The sequence below is a fragment of the Pseudoalteromonas caenipelagi genome (genome assembly GCF_013140855.1).
Taxonomy (GTDB): domain Bacteria; phylum Pseudomonadota; class Gammaproteobacteria; order Enterobacterales; family Alteromonadaceae; genus Pseudoalteromonas; species Pseudoalteromonas caenipelagi.
Genome location: NZ_JABBPG010000005.1, coordinates 96,755 through 122,558, shown reverse-complemented (window position 1 = coordinate 122,558; position 25,804 = coordinate 96,755). Strand labels below are relative to the sequence as shown.

The following is a 25,804-nucleotide window of genomic DNA, read 5'->3' as shown; positions in this document are numbered from 1 at the left end:
GATTTTTATTCCGCTTATATTTGATTAGTTTAGCTATACTGATATAACGATAAACTAATGGACTAGTTTAAGTTATGGCACGTTTACCTCGATTAAACCTTCCGAATATACCGCAGCATATTGTTCAACGTGGTAATAATAGGCAAATTACTTTTGTTGAACCTGATGACTATGTCATTTATCTCGAAAAGCTAAAGTATTACGCTAAAGAGTACAGCGTTAAAGTTCATGCATTTGTGCTTATGACGAATCATGTACATTTATTGGCTACACCAACCACACCAAATGGTGTAAGTAAGCTGATGCAGTCGCTAGGGCGCTATTATGTTAGGTATTTTAACCAAGCATATAAACGCACGGGTACCCTTTGGGAAGGGCGCTTTAAATCAACACTGGTTGATAGTGATAATTACTTTTTAGTGGTCAGTCGTTACATTGAACTAAATCCTGTTAGAGCGGGCATGGTTAAGCACCCAGCCGAATATATTTGGTCTAGCTATCAACACAATGCAGTAGGCAAAACCATTGGGCTAATTACCGAACATTCGCTTTATATGCAATTAGGTAAAGATAAACTTGATAGGCAAGCTCGATACAGAGCGCTATTCGATGATGAAATTCCCTCGATTACGGTTGATGAAATAAAAACTGCAACCAACAATATGTGGGTGCTTGGCAACGATAAGTTTAAAAAACAAGTAGAGGCAATGGCTGGTAGGCGGGCATCACCATTACCAAAAGGGGGCGATAGGAAGTCGGTGTCATTTATTAACTCTCGAAAATAGCGAATCAATGACTCTGACCCCATTGATTATGACCCCATCGATTACCTCATTCTTTGTTGTGAGGCTGACAATAAGCATTACCCATTTTAGAGTCAAAGACTGACTAAGCGTCTTTTTTTAAAGAAAATATTTGTTGCATAAATATTGTTTATTTTATTTCAAACTAGCTTGCCTTAATAAATAAATTCATATTTTTAGAATATGATTAACCCTCCTGGTAATTGTCTTTATTGCACCAATTTGGGTGTTTTTTGTTTTTATTGGTTTATTTTTGATCTTAAATGTAAATGGTCAGTGTTGACAGTGTTGCATTGGTGTTTTAGTGTTGTTACCGACACATGCCTGAAGTTGCAGTTCAAACTAACAAGGAAAGTGTGTCATAACTAAAAAACCTTTTAAGGAGAAAGTAACATGAAAAAAATCAATACTGCGAAAGTACAAAAACTAAAAACTACAGCTGTAGCAATGTACCCAATCTGGATGTGTTGGCCGTTCTAATTGCTAGTAGAGCGACCAAGTAATACGCGGTCGCTAAACGACTTACTGGCACCTTCGGTGCCAGTAAGTTCGTTTTTTAATCATCAATTCCCTTCTCATATTGTCTGGATGTAAACATGACTAATATTGATAACTATCACTTAATCCCCCTTAGTATTCAGCCTCAGGGAAAGGAATATCTTGTCGGCAATGCTGATTTAGATGAATTTTATCAACTCCCTACAGAGGGGGTGCGAGTTATTGAATGCCTCAAAGAAGGCCATTCACTGGATCAAATTAAAAAGATTTGCCTAGATGAATTTAACGAAGACATTGACCTTGAGTCGTTTGTTGAGTTTTTGCTAGAAGCAGGATTTTTATATAAAAGTCAAGCTGATGCTGAATCAGCAATTAAAGCGCATACAACACAAACTGCGGCAACGGATAAGCGCTGGGTTTTTCGGATGTCTCCCAAAGTGGCTAGCTTATTTTTCTCTTGGCCCATCGTCTTGCTGTATTGTTTAGCGCTCACAAGCGCGGTATATCTGTATATTACAGAGCCTCAAGTAAGAATTAATTTGAGTGCTTTTTATATCACTGAACACTTCACTGTGTTTTTTCTGACACTGCTATTTTCGTTTTCAGTGGTTTCTTTACTGCATGAATTTGGCCATATGGTTGCAGGCTCGCGGCTTGGGCTTGAGCCTAGGTTGGGTATCGGCAACCGGCTTTGGACAATAGTTGCTGAATGCGACTTATCAGGTATCTATAGTCAGCCGAAATCGAAACGTTACTTACCGTTGATGGCTGGTATGTTAGTGGACCTATTTAGTATCTCTTGCATTGTGATTGCCTTGTATTTCCTAACTTCATATGGTGTTGAGGGTACAGGGATACAAATTCTTCAGGCTTTGATATTGCAAATTCTGATCACGATCAGCTGGCAGTTTCACTTCTTTTTGAAAACGGATGTTTATTACATTTTGTCGAACTATACAGATAACCCCAATTTAGATCAGCAGGCCCGAACATATCTAAATGCTTGGTTGTCTCGCTTAACCTTTGGACGCGCAGGCGCTTCTTTACCAACGGACACGACAGGGACGCAATTAAAAACGATGCGAATATTTTCCAGCGTTTGGTTAATTGGCCGTATTGTTTCAATCACCTTCTTGATACTTATTATCGTACCTGCTCTGGCGCAGTATGCTCGCGATGCATGGCAAGCGGTAACCAGTGGAGCACAAGTGGATTTTTGGACAAAGGTCGACCTTGTTGCCTTCTTTATTTTCTCATTCTTGGTCTTTGGCGGCGGTATGACATTATGGCTGCGAGGGCGTTTTAACTTTCTAAAAAGGAATCAAAATGTTGCAAATGGATGATAACCAAAGTTGTTTTCAGATCCTTCCGATGGCAAACAAAGCGCATACTGATTGCCAGTCCATCGATCGTGTTTTTGAATTGAATGCTGATTTTACCCGCCATGGTGTTTGGGGCGGTGTAAGTGAACTAGTCGAACAGGCATGGAAGCACCTTAATCAACCCGAACATGCGGCGTTTTTAGAGACTCATAATTACGCACTGTATATGGTACTAGCTGATCACCGTGAGCAAATCGGCTTGAAATATGCCTGCTTGACCGACACGGCCACGGGGGCTGAAAAAACCAGAAACTTTCCGTTAGACCGAGCTTACCGGATGGTTAACAGCTTGGTTGAGGTTGTAAAGGCGTGGAAATCTTCGATAGCTGCGAAAGAGCAGTGGGCGATTGTTGTCAGAGATTTTTCTAAAGCAAACTACCTAGCGACACGTTTTTTTCTTGAATTGGCACGAAGAATGACAGACGTTGATGTGCTGGTACTTAGCGAAGATACAAGGTTACCGTTTGACTTACCTAACCTCGGTATGGGGCTGGTACCTACTCAACGTGGTGATAGTTTACCTTCGCAGCCAGAGACATTAATTAAAGCGCTAGCCCCTTTTGATGCCGATTTGTATGAACACTTAATCTCAACCAACGATATGATGGCATGGGAAGACGCTTTTCCATGCATGTTAAGGCAGTTTGAGCAATCGGGCGATGCACTATCTGTTGCTAAAGTGGCAATTAGGGCCTTATGTTTATACAACCACTATGGCTACTATCATGAATCTGCCAGTTTTGTAGATAGAGTACTGCCATACCTCGATGAGCTGGTTGGACAAGATCAGATCACTCGGTGGTCATATTTAGGTAATATTTTCCAAGGTATGGTAACAACTGGCAGAGAGAATGAAGCACTAGCAACTATTCTGGCTCATGCGCAACCTTATCTAACAGAGCCTGGTGTGAAGGCTAAAATGCACTATCTATTGTCTATGATCTACCTGCGTTATTTGAAGGATCAAGATCTGGATAAAGCGCAATACCATATCATGCAAGCACAACAAGAAATCGCCGCGGCAAAGGGAAGCATTAGTGATCTGGAACATGACTTCCTAAGTGTGTTTATTGATAACGGGTTGGCCTTTCTTCGGGTGCGACAGGGGAAAAATGAAGAGGCATTGCAACTATGTTACAGCGGGTTTCAGTTCTTGACTGAAAAACTAGGGGACGACGCTCATAAGTTACACCGTTCTGTATTGCTTTATAACTCAGCACAGGTTTACACCATGCTGGGCAAAAATGAGGAAGCGCTTAAGTTTTACAAAGAAGCAGTAGAAATGGACCCTTACTATTCGGAGTATTACAACGAAATAGGTAACTTGCTACAGCGCCTTGGTCGGTATAGTGACGCAATCGGTATGTATGAGTCGGCAATTAAATACAGTGCGCCATATTCAGAGGTATATTCTAATAAAGGAATGTGTCATGTGTTTCTTGAACAATGGCAAGAGGCGCTGGTGAGTTTCTCGCGCAGTTTAGAATTATCACCGTATCAACAAGATGTTTATTTAGTACGAGGTGATGTTTTTTCTGGCTTGGATGAGAATGACAAGGCCTTTGAGGATTACTCTCGTGCAATCGCAATGCCGGATGATTCTGCGACCGCAAGGGTCAACAGAGCGGTTATTCACTATGAAAGAGAAAACTATGAAGCAGCTTTACGCGATATGGATCGCGCTATCGAGCTGGAGCCAGATAATCTTTCTCATTATGAAAATCGAGCGGAAATATATAAAGTAATGGGCAAGCTAAGCGAAGCGCAAGCTGATTTGGCTCGTGTTGCTGAACCAGAAATGGCCTAGGTAATTGCTTTTAATAATAATCGTTATAACTTAAGGAGAGTACAGGTGACTTATACAAACTGTAAGGAGACTGAGTCTGTATTGTTGGGGTTAGTCAGTGAACAGCTTACAGCGCAAACACAGTTTGATGTTGAAACGCTTAAGTTGGTGACGGATGACAGTTATATGGAAGTATCTCCGGCAGGCGAGGTTGACTCTCGAGATAAGATGCTTGGTTTTTACGCGCCTGAACATAAACGCCCTGGACCGCAAGTAAGCTTGGAAGAACCACAAGTTCGTGTGTATGGATATACCGCTGTTGTGATAGGCAAGCTTGCTTATTCAATGGCACTACCCGATGGGCAGGAAAAGCAATTTTCTATGCGTGGCACATGGGTTATATCTAAAATAGAAGGCAGCTGGAAGATAGTTTCAGCGCAATTTACGGCAATCCGCTAAACACCAATCGCTCGAACAAACAGGGGGAGATAAGTCGTCTACTCCCTGTTTCACTTTTGGCGATTAACCTCTTTTTGCTCGCAGATAAGCGTTCCACCTGAATATTATTACTCGGATTAAACCCTCACTTACAATACCATCTTAATCCTCTGGCCCTTGCAGGGTAAAGGTGAGGTGCTTACGCATATCTTTTAAAATCACGCCCTTTTTAAGCATGGCTGCGCTTAAACGTTTTTGCCATTTGAGTAAGTCGGGTTTTGCTGCTTCTAAAGTTTGTTCATCTTCAAATTGAAAACACAAAAGTAGGGAGCCGGGGAATAGGTGATACTCCACATCAAACCAACATTGCACCATGCCGGGGATCTCACTGCGTGCTTGCTGTTCGAGCATATCGGCAACATTGAGTACCAGTGCTTGTTGTTTTTGTTGAACTTTCGAGAGCTTTTTCATGGATGGTCCAAATTAATGGCTAAATATAGCGACAAAGGGGATTATACCCGAGTGCTTAAAGATGTGGAAAGTTGAAAAAGCGCGAGGAGTTAGAGCAAAAGAACCGTCCAAGGTTATATGGTGTTAACGGTTGGCGGACAACTGCGTAGCCCGCAATCATCCGACAATATTTTGTTCGATAACGAATTAAGCTCAAATAAAAAGTTACAGCTAGAGTCTTTGCATTGCTTGAATTATCTAACCCCTTTATCTACTTGTGTATGTAAGTCAGAGAAAGTATCAAAGTTCATATTAGCATCCATTACTACCTTATATACACCAGGTCTGACTTTGGTGAGTATTTGGCCTTTCCATTTTTTATTGAAATATGTGTTTATAGTACTTTTTTTCCAGCCTATCTTTTTCTCTAAAGTGTTGGCTTCAACCTCTTGACCTACATTAGATGAAAATAAAGTGAATGCATTTTTTACTTTGACAGTTTCTGTCATAACTACCCCTAAGAATAAAGTTAAAAGGAATAGCCCTACCGCAAAATGAGCTGATTTTATTAATATGTTTGAATAAAAAAAATACAAGTGGTACGCGCGAAAAACCTGAAAATATTATCGGTAGAAGTATCTGTGGGAAAAACCGGAGCAGGTTCCGGTTTTGTTGTTTTAAGAAGGCTTATTTCTCTTGCAAGAAGTTAAGTAGGTCTTGATTTAGTCTCTCTTTATGGGTATCTGCAAGGCCGTGTGGTGCGCCTTTGTAGATGATGAACTTTGAACCTTTAATTAACTTGGCTGATACTTCACCCGAGACTTCAATTGGGACCACTTGGTCATCATCACCGTGTATCACGAGGGTTGGTACATCAATTTTCGCTAAATCTGGGCGAAAATCGGTAGCCGAAAACGCTGCGATTGAATCATAGGTATTTTTCGCGCCGCCCATCATGCCTTGTCTCCAGAATGATTGAATTAAGCCTTGTGATACCTTTGCCTCTGGTCGGTTAAAGCTGTAAAACGGGCCAGATGCAATATCAAGATATAACTGTGAGCGGTTGTCGTTGGATGCTTTGCGAATGCCATCAAATAGCGCTTTTTCTATGCCATTTGGGTTGGTATCGGTTTTTACCATTAAGGGCGTTACTGCGCTTACTAAAGCAACTTTATTTACGTGCTTTGTACCATGACGGCCAATATAGCGGGCTACTTCACCGCCGCCAGTTGAAAAGCCAACTAATGTGACTTTGTCTAATTTTAATGCGTCAAGCACGGCTGCTAAGTCGTCAGCATAATGGTCCATGTCGTTGCCTTCCCAAGGCTGGCTTGAGCGGCCGTGACCGCGGCGGTCATGGGCAATGACGCGATAGCCTTTGTCAGCCAAAAATTGCATTTGCGATTCCCAGCTGTCTGAACTTAGCGGCCAGCCGTGACTGAAAGTCACCACTTCGCCATCTTTGGGGCCCCAATCTTTATAATATAGCTGCACGTTATCGCTGGTGGTTATGGTGCTTGCGGTGCGGTTAAAGGTATCAGCATGTGCTGCTGCGCTAGATAATGCCAATATGCTGCTTAAAATCGTGGCTTTTACTAAGGTCGTGAGGTTTTTCATAATCTATCTCCAATGCATTTAATGGTATTTTCGCTTATTGTGCGCTTTGTTTCTTTACTCTGTTGATGGGTGTTATTGTGCACCCCTTTGCGATACTATTTATTACAGATACTCTTAAAAACATTGCAGATCGTATTTTATGGTAGATCGCCTCGCTTCTTTGTTTGAGCACTTTTCGTTAAGTGCGCATACCTTTCAGTCTGGTCCGTTATGTGGTACTAACCCTGTTGTAACCGATGTATCTTATGGGCAATTGCATCTAATTCGAAAAGGTAGCGTGGAGGTGTGGCATGGTCGCATTAAGGCATATCGTATTACTGAGCCGAGTTTGTTGTTTTATCCACGTCCGCTTAAACGGCATTTTGTGATTGCGCAAGATTCGCAAGCACAGTTTTTATGTGCCAATGTGTCGTTTGAGGGGAGTGATGTAAACCCCATCGCTAATGCGCTGCCCGATAGTTTGTGCTTGCCGCTGACATCATTACCCAATTGCGAACAGGTCTTATCACTGTTATTTGAAGAGGCCGAGGCTTGTTACTGCGGCCGTCAAGTGTTGCTCGATAGGCTTGTGGAGGTGTTTTTAGTTCAACTACTTAGAGAGTTGATGGAAAACCAAGTGATAAAAGTTGGTATGTTGGCGGGGCTAGCTCACCAAAATCTGCGCAGGGCCATTGTAGCGATGCATGAAAAGCCTGAGGTAGATTGGACCGTTGAGAGCTTAGCGTCTGAGGCGCATATGTCTCGTAGTGTATTTTCCAATTTATTTCGTGAAACAATCGGCGAAACGCCTGCAAAGTACCTACAAAGTTGGCGCATAGGTTTAGTACAAAAATGGCTAAAAAATGGTATGCCACTTAAGTTAATCGCTGAAGAAGCAGGCTATAAAAGTGAGGCAGCATTGTCGCGCGCCTTTAAAGTGCAAAGTGGTATGTCACCAAGGCAATGGCTTATACAAAGCAGGTCATAGCGCCTTATAAAAAAGGTGTTAAGGCGCTAATAAACGCAACAAATTAGCTTTTATTTAATTCAAACCTTTGGCCAAATATGTTGGCGATTAGTTTGTATGTTGGTAGATCAGGTTGTTTTACAAATTCAAACTTTACGTCAGCTTCATAGATAAAAAAGGTGCTTTTTGAGTCCGGATGCAGCGTAAACGCGGGTTTTCCCGGTAATTTTACTTGTAACCTGTACTCATCTTCACTCAGCAATATGAATAAGTTTAATCTCTCAGATGAATATTCACCGGTATAACTTTGCTGTTGTTGTTTGCTTATTACAATTGGGTTTACTAGCAAATCAATCTTTTTTTGGTAGCGCGCTTCAACAGTCGGGTTGCTACTTTCGAGCGCATTTATTGCTCTTTTGTAGGTATTGATGGCATCTTCGGTTAGCTGGTTTTTGGCGTAAAAGTCGGCCAGTTTTTCTAAGCTAGTGCTGTGGTTTTTAATTTCCCCTGATAAATCTAAGATCTCAAATGGCGATAGCTTGCTTAACTCAAGTACAGACAAGCCAGAGTTTTTAATGGCTTGATGAACGATATAAGTGCCTGCTTTATAGCCTATATTTTCTCTACCGTCAGGGTGTTTACCCATCATCCAAATGTCATAGGGGGCATTGTCAGGTAAGTTGATAATTTCTCTAACCCATTCAGAGACGCTGTTTGGGTAATGAAGCCAGCTATCTTGTATACCACTGTACTGCTCAGCAAAAACCGTTGCTAGTCCTTCGTTTGCAGCGGCAATTGCAATTCCAGGGCCAAATCTGTTTTCTTCAATTGTCCAGCCTCTTGCTAGGTGATGATACTCATGATACAGCGTATTTTTTACACCTTTAGCAATCGCTTCGTTTATCCCTTTTGTGTACATTTTTGCGATATCAAGGTTGATGGACGTTGGCGTTTGGGCAATACCCGACACCCCGCCCACTTTATCTAAGTCTTTGTCAACGAGGGCAATATTAACAGTTACTTGTTGAGGGAATTGAGGTAATAACGCTTTACTATGTTTGGTGATGCTAAACACTGTGCTGGTGAGCGTTTTTTTCTGTTGCTGGGTGAGCGCTTGTGTAGTGTTGCTGTCAAAGTTAATTGTAACACCATGTTTTGATTGTATTTTTTCGTTAGCGGTGCTATTTGAGCTGATTAACATTGTAACAGCGGCGAGCGCCAACGTTATTGTGCTGATAATGCATTGCAAGTGTGTGTGTTTTAAGTTGAATAAAGCCATAAGGTTACCTCTGAGGTGGCAGTAATGAATGAGGTGCAGCCTATTGCTGAGCTAATTTTTGCAGTGTTTCAAATAGTTGTTGGCGTTGCTCTGGGTCTAATTGAGAGTGTAAAGCTGCAAGGCTGTTAAGCATGTTTTCTACTTTACTGTCCACTTGTGTCTGCCAATCTCTATAGGACCTTATCATGTAGTCAACGTCCATATTATCGCTCTGAATAAGGCCAAGCATGTAGGTTTGTGCTCGGGCTTTGTCGGCTTGTATTGTTTCGCCAAAAAGCTTTACCGACATAGCAGCATGTAATGCAAGGGTGGCTTGTTGTTCAGACAAATTTTGCGTTTTAAGCAGTAGTTTCATCAAATCTTCGTTGGCATTTGCAGGTGGCGCACTAAAGGTGCTTAAGCTCAGTAAAGATATGGCTGCAAGTATAAAAAGAGGTTTTTTCATTTTCGTGCCTTATTTTGGATGGTGTGCTGTTTTGTGTTAATAAAGATACACCAATGAATAAAAGTTACTTTTCTGTGTGGCAACGCTATGTAACGAAACGTAACATTTAGTGAGAGCTGGCTGCTAGGCTGTTATTATGAACTGGAACAAACGTGTACGCGCTAAGGAAATTCGGTGAAAACAGTATTGATGATTGATGACGACCCAGCATTATGTACGCGGCTGCAGGAGTATGTTGCGCAGTATGACATCGCGTTACTTACCTGTGGTACGCCATCAAAAGGGCTGACTGCATTGGCACAGCACAACCCAGATTTAGTACTGCTAGATGTCATGCTACCTGAAAAAGATGGCTTTACCGTGTGCAAAGATATCCGAGAGCAATACGACACACCAATTATTATGCTTACAGCCAGAGGCGAATTAACAGACAAAGTATTAGGTCTTGAGATAGGCGCTGATGACTATTTAGCGAAGCCTTTTGAACCAAGAGAATTAGTTGCTAGGATCAATGTGTTATTACGGCGCGGTAACACTCGGACCAAAAAGGAGCTCAAATGGTCATTCTTAGGGTTAGATATTTACCCTGAACATCATAAGTTGGTGCTTGATGGGCAGGAAATCGATATTACAGGAATGGAATTTAGGTTGTTAAGACTGCTCGCTGGCAACCCCGGCCGTATTTATAGCCGCGATGAGTTACTCAACGAGCTAAAGGGCATGGGGTCTGATGTTTATAGTCGTTCCGTAGATATATTGTTGAGCCGATTAAGAAACAAACTAAAAGACTCTGCCCAAAGCCCTAAATATATCAAAACGATACGCAATATGGGCTACTGTTTTGTAGGTAAGAGGCTGTGAACTATCCAAAAGTTGGCCTGTTTAGTCGTTTTTTTGCGTTATTTAGTGCAACCACAATTCTATTAGGGCTTTGTTTTGTTGCTGCGTATTTTGTTATGAGTGAGGAGCAGGCGCTAAAGCAGCTTGACCTGAGATACAGTGCAATGCAGGCGTTTTTCAAAAACATCGAGTCGACACCTATACAACACTACCAAATTCATCAATATGCAGAACAAATAAAGGGGGATATAGCCATTGAAAGGCAAGGTCAGCGCTTTAGTAATAATACTGACTTTCCTAATATTGCCGCCTTGGTTGAACATGCTCATCCCTTTAAGGCTGTTTTTTACGCCAAATATCAATCTAAATACTACTTACTTTATCAGCTACCTGATGGCTGGATAGCGATTACATCAACACTTTTTAATCTTTTGGTTTATTCAAAGTGGACGGTGTATTGGCCTTGGCTACTGGCTATTGTCATTCTATGTGCAAGCTATGCGATGTTGCGCTATTGGTTAACGCCACTGATGGATATGTTTATGGTTGTAAAACAGGTTTCAAAAGGAGACTTCACGCGAGGTATTAAGCGCATACCAAACAATGAGTTTGCAGAGCTCATACAAGGCGTCAATAAAATGATTGAAGACTTAAATGTAATGTTTGAAGCCAAAAACGAGTTATTGCTGGCAGTAAGCCATGAATTAAGGACGCCATTGGCGCGTATGCAGGTGTCTTTAGCAATGAGTTGCAAAGACAAGCACACAAAAAAAATCGCACAAGATATTCAGCATATGGAGCAGCTGATTGAACAACTCGTGGAAGGTGAAAGGTTACGAGCGGGACACCAAGCGTTACATTTAACTAATAATTATCTACCAGCACTGATAGATGACTTATTGGCTGAGTCTGTTTTATTTCAACGTATACAGTTGATAGGTGAGGTGCCAGATGTGGTACTGAGCGTTGATGTAGGGCGCTTTAAGTTTTTAATCCGTAATTTATTAAATAATGCTTTGAAACATAATAGTGATGACGTTGAATGTCGGCTTGAAATAACGGCCGATGATCATAACTTAACTTTAGTGGTTGCTGATCAAGGTCAAGGTATTTCTAAGGCCGCGCAGCGTCATTTATTCGAACCATTTTATAGTGTCAATAAGGTAGCATATCGAGACGCAAAAGGAATTGGGCTTGGTCTTTGTTTGTGTAAAAGCATTGTTGAAGCTCACGGTGGTTCAATAGAGGTAGAAAGCGAGCTAGGTCAAGGTACTCGCTTTGTTGTTATCTTGCCAGTTTGCCAATCATAGTGCTGCTTAAACCCTAATAAATTGGCAACGACTCCTTTTGTAAAAACAAGACCTTTGTATGTTTAGATACAAACAAATCAATTCTGTGGCGGTACGATATCGAGCGATACAATATCTGCTTGACTACTTTTTTGTGAGGTAACAAAGTAGTGCTCAGAGATCGCTTCAAGATTGGTACAAAACTGTTGGCAAAGTTGCTCTAGACTGGGATCGTGGATGATTTGGTTTGTTTTATAATCATAAAAAGCCAGTTGATAGCGGTCAGCTTCAATCGTTCTATAGTAAAAACCTGTTTTCACTGGGAATAAACGAATGTTTTGCGCAGTAGTATTAACAATTTGCATTTTGGTACTAATGTTCTCAATGGCATTTTTAGTTGCGACAATTAACTGATTTTTATTATTAACTATCAGTTGCCGCCCATCCAACCGCTGTTGAAGCGACTGCTTTTTTGCATTATCTAAATTGTATTCATAAATAAAGTCACCTTGTGATGATTTATCAATAAACACAAAGGTATTGCTGTTACCTAACCAAGCGATAGGGCTGCCAATAATGTCTTCAAGCCAAGTGACTTGAGCTTTGCTCTCGGTGAGCGTAATAACAAAGGGGCGGTTGTTCAATGCACTAATGAGTTGTTGATTATTGCTATGCCAAATAGGGGGCGCGAGCGAGAGCTCTTCGTTTGGATTATCAAAAATAAGGTGTTCAGTATTTAGCGCTAAATTTTTTAAATACAGTTGCGAAAAGCCATTGCGGGTTGATATGTAAGCAATATGGGTTTCGTCGGGCGAAAGAGAGGCGTCGTTATCTAGCGCATTGGTGTCACTGATAGTTTTGATATTATTTAAGTCATTTTGATTTACTAGGTAAATGTCTTCGTCGGCACGTTTTTCGATAAAATACAGTTTATCTTTAACCTTTTGAATATATAGTAAAAAGTAATAGTTACTATAATTTAAAGCGCGCCAAAGGCCATTCAACTTAAGCTCAAAAAGCTGGCGACCATTACTCAATAACAACGATTCCTTTTGCTTATGCCAGGTTAAAAAGTACCAATTATTATCAAGCTCTCTAATTTGTTTAAGTTGCGCGCTTTGTAAATCTAATTGCTGTACAACCGACTTTGACTGTTTATTAAAGCCCACCATCGCGAGGGTGTTTTTATCTTCGGATAGGCTTATTTTATAAGGCTTAAAATTATCATTGGGTGCTAATAAGGTGGTGACTTCACCTGAGGTAAGGTTGTGCTTGTACAGCGTAACATTACGGCTATGCTCAGAGGCATTGTGGTTTGCAAGGTAAAGTAAGTTATTGTTATTGTCGATAAAGAATGTGCTGCTCCAATCAATATCGCTACGCTTAAACAGTATGGTGTGCCTTGATAACTGGTAGTTATCATCAAGTGAAAGCAGGCCAAACTCTACCCCGGTCGCTGTTCTAGTTGAGTAGATGAGTTCATTTTTACTTCGCCAAGCAAGATAGCTGTAGTGCTGGGCTACGTCAGTCACTTGCCATGTTTTATTGTCAGTTAAATTATGAATATAAATGTGCCTTTTGGCATTTTGCCCTACTTCATTACGTACTATTGCCATGTAATTGGGGTTTGGGCTGATGCGCATATAGCGCTCAAGTGCTGCGCTTGAGGTAATGGGTTTAAGGTTAACAGCAGTGCTTTGAGTTTGGCGGACGTTGTTATCAGGCAGCCAAAAAAGTAACAGTGCACTGAATATCATCATTATGATTGCACCTACAATAACCCATGTGTGAAGAGGTTTATTTTTTGCTTCTTTATGCCCTAATGGGGTTGTTATGTCAGCCGTTGGGTTTTGGCCTTCGAAGGTGATTGCTCCTTGCAAGCTATACCCGCGTTTAGGGTGTGTTTTTATCAGCGCTTTTTGCTCATCACATAGCAGTTTGCGAAGTAACGCTATGTTTCGTCTAACGGAATTAGGACTGTAAATTGAGCGTGGCCAAATTCGTTTGAATAAATCCTCAGAGCTGATGATAGTGTTTGCGTGTTCGCACAACACAATCAGCATTGCCATTACTTTAGGTTCAAGCACATGAATATTACCATCGACGATGACTTCACCAGAATGTGGCTTTACACAGATTTGCTCAAGGTAAAACGTTTGGGTAAATGATTGGCTGCACTGAGACTCACCTAACTGCTTGTAACTACTAATTATTATTCACCTTAATCTTTTCTTAATGGCTTTTTAAGCACTAATTCATCGCTTCTGGTTAGCTAAAATATTATCTAAGTCAGTAAGTTCACCGAGCTTTACATAATAATATAAAGAAGGAACATAACACGATGCGTTATTTACTGACATTGTCATTCATTTTTATGGCGTTCAAAGCCATAGCCCAATCACCAAACAAACCAGTTGATAATAATGAACCACTCGTTAGTTCATTTGTAAAGGCATTCAATAGTAAAAATATTGATACCATCACAGAGTATGTTGATAGTCACTTCTCCAATGAAAGTTTAACGCGCTGGGAGGGCTCTGGCAGAACGCGCTATATTGGTTACACAATGAATATGGCATTGCTACACAATACGCTTAAGCTACAAAATACTGAACGTGTTTTATCAGACTCACGAACACGACTAGCATCTAAAGTGCTATCACTAAATACTGGGTTAGAGTATTCATTAGTCTTAAATATTGATGAACACAATAAAATCAGTGGCTGGTATATGAGACCAACAGATTTAGGAGAGCATTCGATAGATGCTGTGTCGGAGTCAGCGATACTGACTACTCTGCGCCAACTTACTGATGACCTAGCGCAAAGAGGCGTATTTTCGGGCACCGTGCTATTTGCTAAAAATGAAGAGGTATTGTTTGCCAAGGCATATGGCTTAGCATCAAGACGTTATGATGTGAAAAACAACTTAGACACCAAGTTTCAAATTGGCTCAATGAACAAAATGTTCACTAGTATTGCAATTATGAAATTAGTGGAAGCTAAAAAGCTTTCTTTAAGTGATAAGCTTACTCGTTACGTCGATAGGCAATATTTTGGCGCAGGTGACTTTGATAAGATCACCTTACAGCAATTATTAACCCACACCTCAGGGCTGGGTGAGATCCCTGGGTTTGCAGAGCGTCAAACAACCATAAGAAAGCTGCAAGAGACACTGCCGTTATACAAAAATATGAAACTCAATTTTGCCCCAGGTAGCCAATGGCAATATAGCAGTACGGGCATGCGTATGCTTGGTCATGTGATAGAGGCTGTCTCTAAGCAGAGTTACTATGATTTTGTCGATCAACACGTCTACACAGCAGCAGGTATGAATAACTCAGGTAGCTTCGACATTGATGTGCCAGTAAAAAATACCGCACGAAACTATTGGTATTCAGTTGAAACAAAAAACATCACAGAAAATCTAATGATGCAATCCGTAAAAGGGGGGCCGGCAGGTGGTGGGTATTCAACGGTGGCAGATTTACATCATTTTGCAGTTGCATTGCTAAACAACACACTATTGAGTCCTGCGCTAACTGGCGAAGCAACCTCAGCTAAGCCACAGTTAAAATCACCAAATTATGGTTATGGATTTTCTGTTCGAGGTGAGCAGGGCAACCAAATTATCGGGCACAACGGTAGTCATTTGGGAATGAGTGCGCAGCTTAATATTTATCGTGATAAGGGCTACATACTGGCGGTTCTTGGTAACAGCCCCAACGCTGCCGAACCGATTGTTTTTACGATGAACAAGCTTATGCAAGCGCTCTAAACTTAGAGTTTTTTATTGCAAAGAGATGTAATACGGCGGTGGTAGTTAACCGCAGCTCCAGATAAGCGAATTAGCCCATTCTGTGTGTTGCATTTATGCAGTAATAGTCAGCTATTACTGCATAACAGCGTTTTGATATTGAACAAAAATGCTCATTAGATTGCTCGTTTCGTCAGTTTAAAAGCATTGCTTATCTTAAAACTCTTATCTAATAGTCTGAAGTTGATTAAGTTTTTAGTTAGCTCTGACTGTGACAGTAATTGTATCTGAGTAGGTGCCTGATTCATTCAGTCCGTTAGACAAAGGGGTAATTTTCAGTAGTGTTGATTTAGTTTCCCCCGCATCACCAGTGCCCGCAGAGGTGGCTTTTTCATGGGTATAGGTGCCTGCTTGTAAATCAATACCTGTTTTATCACCCACGCTAAGTGTGTACGCCAATTTGCTACCAAGGCTGTTATCTGCAACTAAATAACCGCCATTAGCAGAGCTATATTCAGTGGTTGCGTTGTCATTGGTATTGCACCAAACATCTAACGTGCCAATTTCTTGGGTTGTTTGTGACGCATCTAGGGTTAAGCCAGCCACACTGTTTGAGCCACTACTTGTTTTACACATAGGTTCTACAGTGCCTTCAAAAGAATACTTTGCTTCGCTACTAGTGGTATCAACAACTGCTGCTGTTGCATGTAGCGATATAATCGTCGAGGCGATAAATAATGAGTTAAGTAAAGTGTGCATAACGTCTCCCTTTAGATAAAGTACAGCAGTTGTGTTTCAATTTGCAACTTTTCTAACGTGTATTTTGGAGAAAATTTGATGAGTCAATTGTGCTTTAATAAACATTGCTCAAAAATTGCTACCCTATGGCTTTTATTATCAATCATCTAGCTTTTTGAAAGAGGGCTGTCAAAAGGGAAATGCTATTCGCTTAAGAGAGCCTGACCCTTGTCAGGAAGCCGGTATCTGTAGACACAGCTGGCTTCCTAACGGGCTTATCACCTTAAATGAGTGGTGTTATATAGCAGGGCCCTTAATAAAAAATAGCGGTGTGCTATTTTTTATTAATATGTTTCTTGGCCCTTTAAATAACCTTGTTATTTTATGTAGTAGGCCACAATGCCAGCGGTATAACCGCCACTGAATTGCCATTTACTGAATGCGCCAGTGAAGTTATAAGCGTGAGACCAACCTTTATTGATAATAATTTCACTGTAGTCACCACCGGAGCCACCGCATCCAGATCTTTCTGTGTGCCAAATTCTGCCATATGGAGCTGTGTTGTATGCGATTGACTCAGTTTGGTTTAGTGGAATACAACTGCCATTGAGTAAAGCGTCTTTTTCAATAATACCCACTTTACCCGTACTATCAACGACCATCATACCGTATTCCATGGTATCTCTTAGTGCTTGCCAATTTGCGTCGGTCATGACAGACAATGTGTCTGGGCTAACCACGTCAGCTTCGGTTGGGGTTGCACTCGTATTGTGAGAAGCAAATAAAGTCCAACCGCCGCTTTCCTTTTCCATATCACAGAAAGCTTTTATGGTCTTAGAACCAGATGGAGTAATTGAGTAGTAATCACTTGGTGCAAGAGGGTATAAGGTTTTGATTTCTGCACATGATTTTCCAGTTGGCTCTTGGGCAAAATCATTGCGCATTCTTGGAACAATAGGATCGCGTCCAAATGCGGTTATATCTTGAGCAAATACGCGTTTACCAAAGTTAAGAATGTTTACGTGTTCAATAATATGAGCAACTTCGCTGTCTTTAGATTGATCTTCTTGTAGGTACAAGCCATATGGTGCATTTGCACTGCTGCTATGGTCCAGTTTAATCTGATCTAACTGGAAGTTGTAACCATTGATTGTACCCGAGTTATTGGGCGCATAGATGGCAAGGTAAGCAACCGTTTCTTTTAAAGCGGCATTAACCGTTTTTTCTTGGCCTTGTTTTAACGCGGTAAAGCCATGCTGAGACACGCCGTGGATACGGGCTGTGTATGCTTCAGTGTTGTTGTATGATTGACCTGTAAGGAAAATATGCGGGGTGTGCTCGAATTTTTCAGCGAAGCTAATTTGTGTTTCACCATTGCCTATTTCAAAAGAGCCAACTTCGAGAATAGTACCATCAGCTAAAACTTGTCTACCTGATGGTAATGATAGAATGCTCACTTTTTCATCCGCATGAGCTCCATCTAGATATGGCCATTCTTTAAATGCAATTTCAACTGTACCAGCTGTATTTTTTAATGCGACTACACCAGCATCAATTTCGGCGTCGGTTGCTGCACTGGCAAATACAAAATTACCTTGAGTATGGTTCAGTGGAGTCCATGCATCATTGACGTTCAGCTCAACGTACTCATTTGCTGCGAATGCACTAGAGCAAGCAATTATAGATAGGTATAAAGTGTTTTTTAGCATCATAATTTCCTTTTTTACTATGAGGTTTAACAGTATCCCTTGATAAGGTACATTAAGAAGACTTCATAATATATTATTTTTTTGCGACAAGTTGCCGTTATTAACAATTCCTTGATCCCTGTCTGTTAAATGGAAATTACCTATCTAAATGCATGAAGCATCTAGTAAAAAGATGCTGGCGAGGTTTATATCTGATAATACTTTTATAACTGCACTAATGCTTTATTAAGCAACCCCTGGTTGGATAAGCAAATTTATCTTCCTTTAGTATTGCTTTTACTTGTAATAGCCTAACTATTGGTGCGTAAAGGTGTTTGATGTAGCACTAAATGCCATTATTGGATTGTAAGCAATATCGCTTTAAAAGCAGTTTCTATTTAAAAGCACTCATACAAACATAAAATTAATCAGGGTAGCGATGCTTCTATAAATGGTTAAATGCTCTATTATCTGCGTTAAAGTACGAGCTCAAGCTGACTAACAACGAGGTAGAGTCAATGTGAAGTAAGGTTATGTGGAGAGTCGGATGGCAGATATGCGAACCCGACTGGTTTGCTTTACTTGAGGGTATGAGAGACTGTAATGCCTCTCATGGTTACCACATTATTATTAGTTAGGACTTACTGTTACTGTAATTGTATCAGAGTAAGTACCTGCATCATTTAAGCCATTTGATTTAGGGGTAATTTTTAAAGCTGTTGCTTGTGTATCACCGTCAACACCTGTGCCTGCCAATGTTGATGCATGCTTATAAGAACCTGTTTGCAAATCGATGCCTGTTGTATCACCGATATCTAAGGTATATGCAATTTTGCTACCCTGAGCGTTATCTGCTTTTAAAAAGCCGCCGTTTGCTGAAGTATATTCAGTTGTTGCGTTTTCGCCTGTGTTACACCAAACATCTAAAGTACCAATCGTTTGCGTTTCTTGTGATGCGTCAAGTTTTAAGCCTGTTACGCTGTTTGAGCCACTGCTCGTTTTACAAAGTGGCGCAATGGTACCTTCAAATGAGAAGCTCGCTTGGTTGCTACTTGAAGTCGTAACGGCAGCCGCTGCTGATAGTGATGTGATAGCAGACGCAACAAAAAGAGATTTAAGTAATGTATTCATGGTGTTTCCCCTGAAAAAGTACAGCATTTATATATGTCAATAATTAGGTTTTTACCTGTTTGCTATACTTAAGCACGGAGCATGCCAAAAATTTATTTTTTTACGTTTTTATTTGCTTGTTTTTTCTTTTTTAAATAAATAATTCTTATATATTAGGTTGTTACCTGGGGTATACGGTTAGCGATAAATGATCTCTATAAACACCTGCTGGCATCATCTCGGTATTCCCTAATATGAATTCAAAGCCAAACCACTTATTTCTGACGCCGGGATAAAAGTTATAACTGCGTATTAGACGCTCGGACGACGAAATTTTGACGTTATCAAAACCGAGGGTATAGTCGATCAAGGAGCTTGTGTCAGTTTCGTGACGTAAGCCATTGTATTCTGAGTCTAAAACAATATCGTAAGAACTATTACTAAGAATCTTTATGCCCCAATAAAAGCGCATATTCGTCCTGAGTTCGCCTAAATCAATTTGATAGTTGCCACTGCTGCCTGAGACTTTTCCTTGGCTTGTGCTATCGAGTGTGATTGCAACTTGCGGTTGAGAATTATAAGTAATATTTAAATATTGCTCTTTGATCACGCGGTTACGGCGCACGATAGAGACTTTGACGCCGCCATAGTAAGCGCCTGCAGGAAACAAACTATAGTGCTTTAATCGTATCCACATTTGTGTAGTGTGATTATATAAAGGCGTGCGCCAGATCCCATTGCTTGCCCACATGTGATTAAATTGGGCATCCAGTAAATTTGCATACTTATATTCAGTCGGGCCTGAAAATACGAGTGAATAGTAATATATATCTTCTACCCAAATTTCATCTGCACAGTCAAGTAAGGCATCAGACACCTGTATCTTTAAAGGGAGATACACCGATACCTGATTACCATACTCTTCTATGACTTCAGAAGAACTAGAAGTTGCGGTTAAGTTGCCAGTACAGCGTTTGGCAAATGCGGTTGGCGTGGCAATCCAATAGCTTAGAACAAGCAGTATAAAGATCCTTAATTTCATTCTTGCAAGCCTCCGTTGAACTGCATTTGCTCAAGTTTAATGGTTCCAATTCGAATAAATCTATTTTCAACATCTGCAATACTAAACGTGCCTTTTGCATCATTTAACTCGATTATGTACTCACCCACACTTATTCCTTCCACAACAAAGCGGCCTGCACGGTTAGTGAAAAATGGTCGGCGAAGTGTTTGTGCATCACTATCGTCATTATTACGTCGTTTTATTACGTAGCCACGTTGCATTGCAATAGCTGTGCCTTGAGCATCAATTAAAGTCCCTATCACGGTATAGGATAAATCAGAACCCACCTGAATATGGTGGCCCGTGTTTGCTCCGCCAGTAATAAGATACATACCCGGACCCCAGTCATAACCCAGTGGGGCTTCAGGTACATCAATATTAAACTGTGTATTAGTGTAACCTGAGCCAAGGTTTATTAATGCACCAATCGCGCTATTGGGTTTAGTTTGCGCTCGACCAAGTCGGTCAACGTTAACCAATACATCAGCGTTCTTTAGTGTTTTATGTTTAGTGATCACAGCAAAAGGAGCGGTTGTGGTGGCCCCCATACCTAAGTGGCCATCAGCCACACCGATACTCGTTGATAGGTTTATGCCCGCACTGCTGTCGGCACTGACGTTATCGCGGGTATAGTTAGTTGCATTCACGTCGGCTCTGAAAAACGCGCCTGTGTAGCTGGCTCTCACCTGCTCTTGCCTGTAGTTACTGCCTTTTTCAGCTCGCAGTTCATAACCATAGTCATTGAGGAAATTATTGTTGGTTTTAGCGTAGCTGGCGCTGGCCACTTTGGTTGCGCTGTTATATTGTGCTCTGGTACGGGTATGCGCGTCTCTATCATAGCCGTTCCATGTGAAATTCAGTACAAACTTGTTTTCAGATATCATGCGAGGATCATCGCTTGAGTTATGATTAAAGCCGACTTTTAAGCGCATGCCCTCATAGCGGAAATTAAAACTTGCTGAAGCATTTTCACTGGCCCAATTGTCGTTATTAACTGTACGAGTGGCATTGAAGTTAAAGTCGCTATAATCGTCGATGATATAGCTGTAATCAAAAAATGCTCTGGTGTTATCAGTAATGGTATTCACGGTTTGCCAAGGCGTGTTGGTAAAGTTGTGTTTTAACTCGTAGCCTAAGCGCAAGTTTGGTGAGCCATAATTACCATGACCAAAAATACTGTGCTCTGTTTCTATTGAAAATGCCTCACCTGTTTGCTCGTTCATTTCACTTTGTGAATAACGCAAGGATATATTACCAAGTGGACTGCCCAAAGTTGCTATCGAGCCGAACACGTGTCCTTGAGGATGAACTACACCGTTTAAACCCAACGTGAGCTTATCATTGATGCCATATTCATAGTTTCCAGATACTAAGATCTCGTCATCATAGTGATAGCGGCCGTTATCTAGTGATGACACATAACCTACTTTTAGCGAGTAGTCACTTAACCCTGTTGCCAATAATCTTGCGTTGTAGTGTGTAGTAAAGTGAAAGTTTTGTGTTTCTCCGTTTGCATATCTGGCCACAACGTGAATATTGTTAACCCCCGAGGTGAGTGGCAAGTCGCTTAAGTCATAGCGACCAGCTCGCAATTTTAGTCTCGAAATTAAAAACTCATTAATAAACACTTCCAAGGTTGCTGCACGAGTTAAAACAAACTGCTGACTATTACTCGGTGTGATCCTTCTTTGTGGCTGCAACTTGGAGTAGGCTTTTTCTATACCCAGTCCTGCAAGTTGAGTACTAGATAAGTGTCCTGTGCTAGTGATTTGCGTATCACCTATGGTAAAGCGCATGGGTAAGTCTGGTCTATCATAAAATGCAAAGGTATCGCCGCGATAAAAATGATTGTTTTGATTATCACCGTTTTCCCAAAATGCGGAGCTACGGATGTTTAGTCCGCTTGCGCCACCTATGTTGGCATTCATCAGCCATTCGAGCTGAGTGTGCTCGGTGCGATTGTTGTCACTTCGCTCATGGTTGAGATTGAGGTTATTTAGTATTGCCCACTGGGCTTCACCTTGAGGGCGCTCAAAATGCCTATTTTTACCATAGGCTAAGCTGTCGGTAGCCATTGCTGACTCTGCCAGTGACATTTCTATGGTTAAGTCTTGTGGCTGTAAGGTGAGTGATATGCCGTGAGCTTTGAACTGTTCGATGGTGATGTCTTCGTCACCTTTCGTTGCCAGCCATGCGAGCACCTTGTTACTTAAAACACCGTGTAAATTATTTTTCACTTCTAAAGCTGAAATCGATTTTAAATCAAAGCCATCAACAGCGGCAGAAACTAGCCCTATTTCGGCAGTATTTAGCCGCACGGGAAAGTCCATGTGATAAACAGCGGCAAATGCTGGCCTATTCCATACAAAAAGAAGCGTAAAAAAGACACACTGCAATAATGCAGGGCGAGTGTTAAAGCCCATTGTTAACATCGATTAGTAATTACTTTTTATCAAGAAGGTTAACTAAAGTTGCCGTTTTGGTTGGCTTGTCGGCTAATAGTGTCTTTAAATCTACGCTCATTGAGTGGCCTGGCATAATAAAGCGGCCAGATGTAACAGACTGGAATTGAGCCCAGTTCACGATGGTGTTGCCTTGGTGAAAAAGGTATTCAAATTGCGACAGGTCTAATACGCGTTTGCCTTGATTAGAAATGGTTAACTTGCAGTCGTCTAACTTTGTACAATTTAGGTCGCTTTTTTGTGACGCCTTTACTCCATTGGGGCTAACAAATACTAGCGTTGCAAAGTTAAATACCATTTTAACGCCAGATTTTTGCTCATCTTCAGGTAATGGCAGTTGCTTAAAAACGATGCGGTATGAGTGAGTTTCTTCAAGCTCGGGGGCACCTAAATATTTGGCACGAAAAACCTGATAACCATTGGCTGGCACTTCGATTTGTGGGGGGAGAACAATAAAGTCTTCTTCAGCGCTCACTAAAACTTCTTTTTGATTGTCGTCAAATGTGCGTTTAAATACTTCTATTTCAATAGGTAATGCGCTGTTTCCTGGATTTTGCAAACGATAGGTAACTAACGAGTCTTTACCATGTGACGCAAGGTCGACAATCATAGGTTGAACTTGATAGGCCATTGCAGGAAGCGACAAGCACAGTAGTAATAACAATTTACGCATCTGAACTCCAACTAACAGGCGTGACTTACATTTTTGCTATACGATACCGTGACTATTTGTTAATACAAGCGTAATTTGTGTGGTTTATGAAATATTGGCCATATTGTAGGAGCAAGCCTCACTTTACAGGATAATTTTAGCTGAATTGACAGCACACTGCGCTTCTTTAGCTATGATGGTTTCTAAGTTGAGATTTTGTGTGCTTGGTATTTCTATAGTCGGCTTGTTTATATAGTTAAACGCTCATTGCCTAATGGCGTTCAGATCTTAACAGTGTTGTCTGTTACTTTATTTCATTATTATTTTGATATTGCGCGGTGGCAAGCAAGTTGCCAAAGGTTGACGATTCGCGGGTATCGTTATCGTTATATCAACCAGCAGTCTATCGAGACGGCATTTACTTGGTACTGCAAAAATGCCATCAATTGCTTTTGTATCGCCACTTAAGCAAAGAAGATAACATTCAGCTCATCCAACCCATTGGTTTGCATCTTTATTCAGGTGTTTCTGAGCTGCAAGTTGTAGCAAGTTTTGATGGCTCAAAAGTCATTTTTAATCGTATCAATAATTACGAAAGTGACATTGTGCTATTACAATATTAGTTGTTTAGGTTACACTTTTTTGAGTCTGATTAAGGAGAGCTAATAAAGGGAAATGACAATAGGTATAAGAAAGGCAGCAGTGAGTGATGCTGCAGCAATTAGCCAGTTGATCACCACGCTTACTGAAAAATATGTGTGCCCAACTTGTGAGGATTCAGCAGGTGATATCTTACGTAGCTCTATGTCAGTGCAACGTGTTACATCGTATTTATCCAGCAATTATTTATATATGGTTGCCACAACTGAGAACAATGAAATAGTGGGGGTCGCAGGTATAAAAGACAATTGTCATTTATACCATCTGTTTGTGAGTGATGATTATCAAGGACTCGGTTTGTCACGCAGGTTGTGGGAGTGCGTTAAACAACAGGCACTCAATAATGGTAATACAGGACGTTTTACGGTTAATTCGGCAATTAATGCGGAAGATGTGTATCTTCGTTTTGGTTTTAAGCGTCTTGAAGGGGTTAGAAATCGACAAGGCGTGTTAGATATTCCTATGGTATTAGAAAATCTCTAAAGAAGAGGCTCTGCAACTATTTAATTTAAAAAGGTTAAATTCTATTAAAACTCAGCGAATACTAACCGCTAGTTTTCTTATTAATGTGAGTATAGCTCCCATAAGAGCTTATGAATGTTGATGGCTTTTAATTTTAAATAATTAACGCAATTGTGATTTGTATAAATATAACTTTTAACTAATTGAAATTTATAAATTAAGCCTTTGGGTGGTATTGCAGCTGAAGAGTGAAGTTTACTTGTAGGTTGGAGGTGTATTTTAAATGTGGCAGTGCAGTCAAAGTTGCGCCGGTCGTTCGCTTAAGTACTTAACAAGGGTTTTAACCATAATACGAACACTGGTATCCTTAGTGTTTTTAGAATTGAAAGAGTAATGCAACTATGATCAACGATAACGATGTAATCGATACGCTAGAGGGGCTTGAGTCTTTTTTACGTGCAGTTGAAAACGGCGGACTTGGATTGGAAAATGCAGCAGGTGTTGCATTGGCCACCAATAATAGCGATGGTCGTCCTTTCGTTGCGGTGCTTGATGATAAACATCAGCTGTTATTGGGACGCTGGGTAACTCAAGAAGTGTTCGATAATGGTAAAGATATGGTGCAAAAGGGCGTTAAAAAAGCACATTAATCAATGGCTAAAGTAAATAACCTCAGCTGCACGTAAGCGAATTTGCCCAATAAAGCTATTTCGCACACTCTCCTCGTTATTTTCACTTGTAATAGCACGCTATTACTTCGCGAAAATGCCTTGATATTGAGCGAAATATCATCATTGGATATTGAAAAGGTTACAACGTCTCCATTGTGAGCCATCAAAACTCTTATCCGCAGCTGAGGTTAAATAGCATTATTTAGGAAGAAAGGTGCTAGGTTATATTTGAACGAAATTCTACCATCCGTTGTTACTGACAACTTTGGTTACGCATACAACCTTCTGCCTTTTAATCCAGAAGTAATTGACAAATGAAGTTCAAACTAACTAATGGTACCGTTTTCAAAGTGAAAATAGATACTTCTCATTGCACCTCTAGCCTTGAACACATTTTGTGTTGAGCCAGTTGCAAGTATTGCCTACAATAGCGCAAATTTATTTTTTGAAGAACAAAGACAATGACAGATACTACTTCAAGACCAGATATTCCAGATCAGCTTTCTATTAATCCTCGTAGCCGCTATTACAACGAAGAAGTGTTGCAACACGAGATTGGCGTGCGCATTAATGGTAAAGAGCGCAACGATGTAGAAGAGTACTGCATTAGTGAAGGTTGGATAAAAGTAGCGTCGCCAAAAGCTTTGGACCGTCGCGGCCAGCCATTATTATTGAAAACAAAAGGAACTGTAGAAGTATTCTATCGTTAATTTTGTAGCACAATAAGTATTAATGATGGGGGAAGAGATTCCCCCATTTTGGTTTTAT

The 25,804-nt window shown here is 40.7% G+C and carries 24 protein-coding genes; 12 read left to right on the top strand and 12 right to left on the bottom strand.

Going from position 1 to position 25,804, the window contains the following annotated elements:
- The first annotated feature begins 74 nt into the window (after positions 1-74).
- From HG263_RS13210 to HG263_RS13195, 4 genes are all read left to right on the top strand, one after another.
- Positions 75-785: a transposase gene (locus HG263_RS13210; RefSeq protein ID WP_171626556.1), complete on the top strand. Its 711-nt coding sequence runs from the start codon at positions 75-77 to the stop codon at positions 783-785.
- A 614-nt stretch (positions 786-1,399) separates the two neighbouring features.
- Positions 1,400-2,644 carry a hypothetical protein gene (locus HG263_RS13205; protein ID WP_171626555.1) on the top strand — a complete coding sequence of 415 codons (1,245 nt, stop codon included), beginning with the start codon at positions 1,400-1,402 and terminating at the stop codon, positions 2,642-2,644.
- Positions 2,628-4,490: a tetratricopeptide repeat protein gene (locus HG263_RS13200; RefSeq protein WP_171626554.1), complete on the top strand. Its 1,863-nt coding sequence runs from the start codon at positions 2,628-2,630 to the stop codon at positions 4,488-4,490. The genes HG263_RS13205 and HG263_RS13200 overlap by 17 nt, the downstream gene beginning before the upstream one ends.
- Before the next feature lie 45 nt (positions 4,491-4,535).
- Positions 4,536-4,928: a DUF4440 domain-containing protein gene (locus HG263_RS13195; RefSeq protein WP_171626553.1), complete on the top strand. Its 393-nt coding sequence runs from the start codon at positions 4,536-4,538 to the stop codon at positions 4,926-4,928.
- A 141-nt stretch (positions 4,929-5,069) separates the two neighbouring features.
- Here the strand turns inward: HG263_RS13195 and HG263_RS13190 are convergent, their stop codons facing one another.
- The 3 genes from HG263_RS13190 to HG263_RS13180 all read right to left on the bottom strand — a co-directional run bounded on the left by HG263_RS13190 (position 5,070) and on the right by HG263_RS13180 (position 6,974).
- Entirely contained in the window at positions 5,070-5,378 is a 309-nt protein-coding gene (locus HG263_RS13190) for a hypothetical protein (RefSeq protein ID WP_171626552.1), read from the bottom strand.
- 233 nt (positions 5,379-5,611) lie between these two features.
- Positions 5,612-5,866: a hypothetical protein gene (locus HG263_RS13185; RefSeq protein ID WP_171626551.1), complete on the bottom strand. Its 255-nt coding sequence runs from the start codon at positions 5,864-5,866 to the stop codon at positions 5,612-5,614.
- Positions 5,867-6,044: 178 nt separating this feature from the next.
- Positions 6,045-6,974 (bottom strand): alpha/beta fold hydrolase, encoded by a 930-nt coding sequence (locus tag HG263_RS13180; protein WP_171626550.1) that lies wholly within the window; start codon positions 6,972-6,974, stop codon positions 6,045-6,047.
- A 139-nt stretch (positions 6,975-7,113) separates the two neighbouring features.
- On the opposite strand from HG263_RS13180, the gene HG263_RS13175 reads away from it, so the two are divergent.
- Positions 7,114-7,941 carry an AraC family transcriptional regulator gene (locus HG263_RS13175; protein WP_171626549.1) on the top strand — a complete coding sequence of 276 codons (828 nt, stop codon included), beginning with the start codon at positions 7,114-7,116 and terminating at the stop codon, positions 7,939-7,941.
- A gap of 43 nt (positions 7,942-7,984) precedes the next feature.
- On the opposite strand, the gene HG263_RS13170 is transcribed toward HG263_RS13175, so the two are convergent.
- Together HG263_RS13170 and HG263_RS13165 are read right to left on the bottom strand one after the other, a co-directional pair.
- Positions 7,985-9,199, bottom strand: a complete 1,215-nt coding sequence (locus HG263_RS13170; protein WP_171626548.1) for a DUF2268 domain-containing putative Zn-dependent protease — start codon at positions 9,197-9,199, stop codon at positions 7,985-7,987.
- A 40-nt stretch (positions 9,200-9,239) separates the two neighbouring features.
- Positions 9,240-9,644, bottom strand: coding sequence for a hypothetical protein (locus tag HG263_RS13165; protein ID WP_171626547.1), 405 nt, complete (start codon positions 9,642-9,644; stop codon positions 9,240-9,242).
- Positions 9,645-9,818: 174 nt separating this feature from the next.
- Here HG263_RS13165 and HG263_RS13160 point away from each other — a divergent pair, with 174 nt between their 5' ends.
- Entirely contained in the window at positions 9,819-10,505 is a 687-nt protein-coding gene (locus tag HG263_RS13160; protein WP_216628451.1) for a response regulator transcription factor, read from the top strand.
- The gene (locus tag HG263_RS22700; RefSeq protein WP_171626546.1) at positions 10,502-11,794 is read left to right on the top strand and encodes an ATP-binding protein; all 1,293 of its coding nucleotides are present in this window, start codon (positions 10,502-10,504) and stop codon (positions 11,792-11,794) included. Before HG263_RS13160 ends, HG263_RS22700 begins: the two co-directional genes overlap by 4 nt.
- Before the next feature lie 77 nt (positions 11,795-11,871).
- Here the strand turns inward: HG263_RS22700 and HG263_RS13150 are convergent, their stop codons facing one another.
- Positions 11,872-13,860, bottom strand: a complete 1,989-nt coding sequence (locus tag HG263_RS13150; protein ID WP_171626545.1) for a winged helix-turn-helix domain-containing protein — start codon at positions 13,858-13,860, stop codon at positions 11,872-11,874.
- A 254-nt stretch (positions 13,861-14,114) separates the two neighbouring features.
- Between HG263_RS13150 and HG263_RS13145 the strand changes: the two genes are divergently transcribed.
- Positions 14,115-15,551, top strand: a complete 1,437-nt coding sequence (locus tag HG263_RS13145) for a serine hydrolase domain-containing protein (RefSeq protein WP_171626544.1) — start codon at positions 14,115-14,117, stop codon at positions 15,549-15,551.
- Between the two features lie 234 nt (positions 15,552-15,785).
- Here HG263_RS13145 and HG263_RS13140 read toward each other — a convergent pair whose 3' ends face one another.
- From HG263_RS13140 to HG263_RS13115, 6 genes are all read right to left on the bottom strand, one after another.
- Positions 15,786-16,289, bottom strand: a complete 504-nt coding sequence (locus HG263_RS13140; protein WP_171626543.1) for a hypothetical protein — start codon at positions 16,287-16,289, stop codon at positions 15,786-15,788.
- Positions 16,290-16,645: 356 nt separating this feature from the next.
- The gene (locus HG263_RS13135) at positions 16,646-17,980 is read right to left on the bottom strand and encodes a fibrinogen-like YCDxxxxGGGW domain-containing protein (RefSeq protein WP_171626542.1); all 1,335 of its coding nucleotides are present in this window, start codon (positions 17,978-17,980) and stop codon (positions 16,646-16,648) included.
- A gap of 606 nt (positions 17,981-18,586) precedes the next feature.
- On the bottom strand, positions 18,587-19,087 hold the full coding sequence (locus tag HG263_RS13130) for a hypothetical protein (RefSeq protein ID WP_171626541.1): 501 nt from the start codon (positions 19,085-19,087) through the stop codon (positions 18,587-18,589).
- A 160-nt stretch (positions 19,088-19,247) separates the two neighbouring features.
- Positions 19,248-20,108, bottom strand: coding sequence for a hypothetical protein (locus HG263_RS13125; protein WP_171626540.1), 861 nt, complete (start codon positions 20,106-20,108; stop codon positions 19,248-19,250).
- Positions 20,105-22,447, bottom strand: coding sequence for a fimbria/pilus outer membrane usher protein (locus HG263_RS13120; protein ID WP_343043990.1), 2,343 nt, complete (start codon positions 22,445-22,447; stop codon positions 20,105-20,107). The genes HG263_RS13125 and HG263_RS13120 overlap by 4 nt, the downstream gene beginning before the upstream one ends.
- 124 nt (positions 22,448-22,571) lie before the next feature.
- Positions 22,572-23,264 carry a fimbrial biogenesis chaperone gene (locus HG263_RS13115; RefSeq protein ID WP_171626538.1) on the bottom strand — a complete coding sequence of 231 codons (693 nt, stop codon included), beginning with the start codon at positions 23,262-23,264 and terminating at the stop codon, positions 22,572-22,574.
- Between the two features lie 329 nt (positions 23,265-23,593).
- Here HG263_RS13115 and HG263_RS13110 point away from each other — a divergent pair, with 329 nt between their 5' ends.
- The 4 genes from HG263_RS13110 to HG263_RS13095 all read left to right on the top strand — a co-directional run bounded on the left by HG263_RS13110 (position 23,594) and on the right by HG263_RS13095 (position 25,746).
- Complete coding sequence (locus HG263_RS13110; protein WP_246239963.1) at positions 23,594-23,866, top strand: hypothetical protein; 273 nt, start codon at positions 23,594-23,596, stop codon at positions 23,864-23,866.
- Between the two features lie 52 nt (positions 23,867-23,918).
- The gene (locus tag HG263_RS13105) at positions 23,919-24,386 is read left to right on the top strand and encodes a GNAT family N-acetyltransferase (RefSeq protein ID WP_171626537.1); all 468 of its coding nucleotides are present in this window, start codon (positions 23,919-23,921) and stop codon (positions 24,384-24,386) included.
- Positions 24,387-24,766: 380 nt separating this feature from the next.
- Positions 24,767-25,015 carry a hypothetical protein gene (locus HG263_RS13100; RefSeq protein ID WP_171626536.1) on the top strand — a complete coding sequence of 83 codons (249 nt, stop codon included), beginning with the start codon at positions 24,767-24,769 and terminating at the stop codon, positions 25,013-25,015.
- Between the two features lie 482 nt (positions 25,016-25,497).
- A complete protein-coding gene (locus tag HG263_RS13095) occupies positions 25,498-25,746 on the top strand; it encodes a DUF3297 family protein (protein WP_171626535.1) in 249 nt (82 codons plus the stop codon).
- Positions 25,747-25,804: the final 58 nt, after the last annotated feature.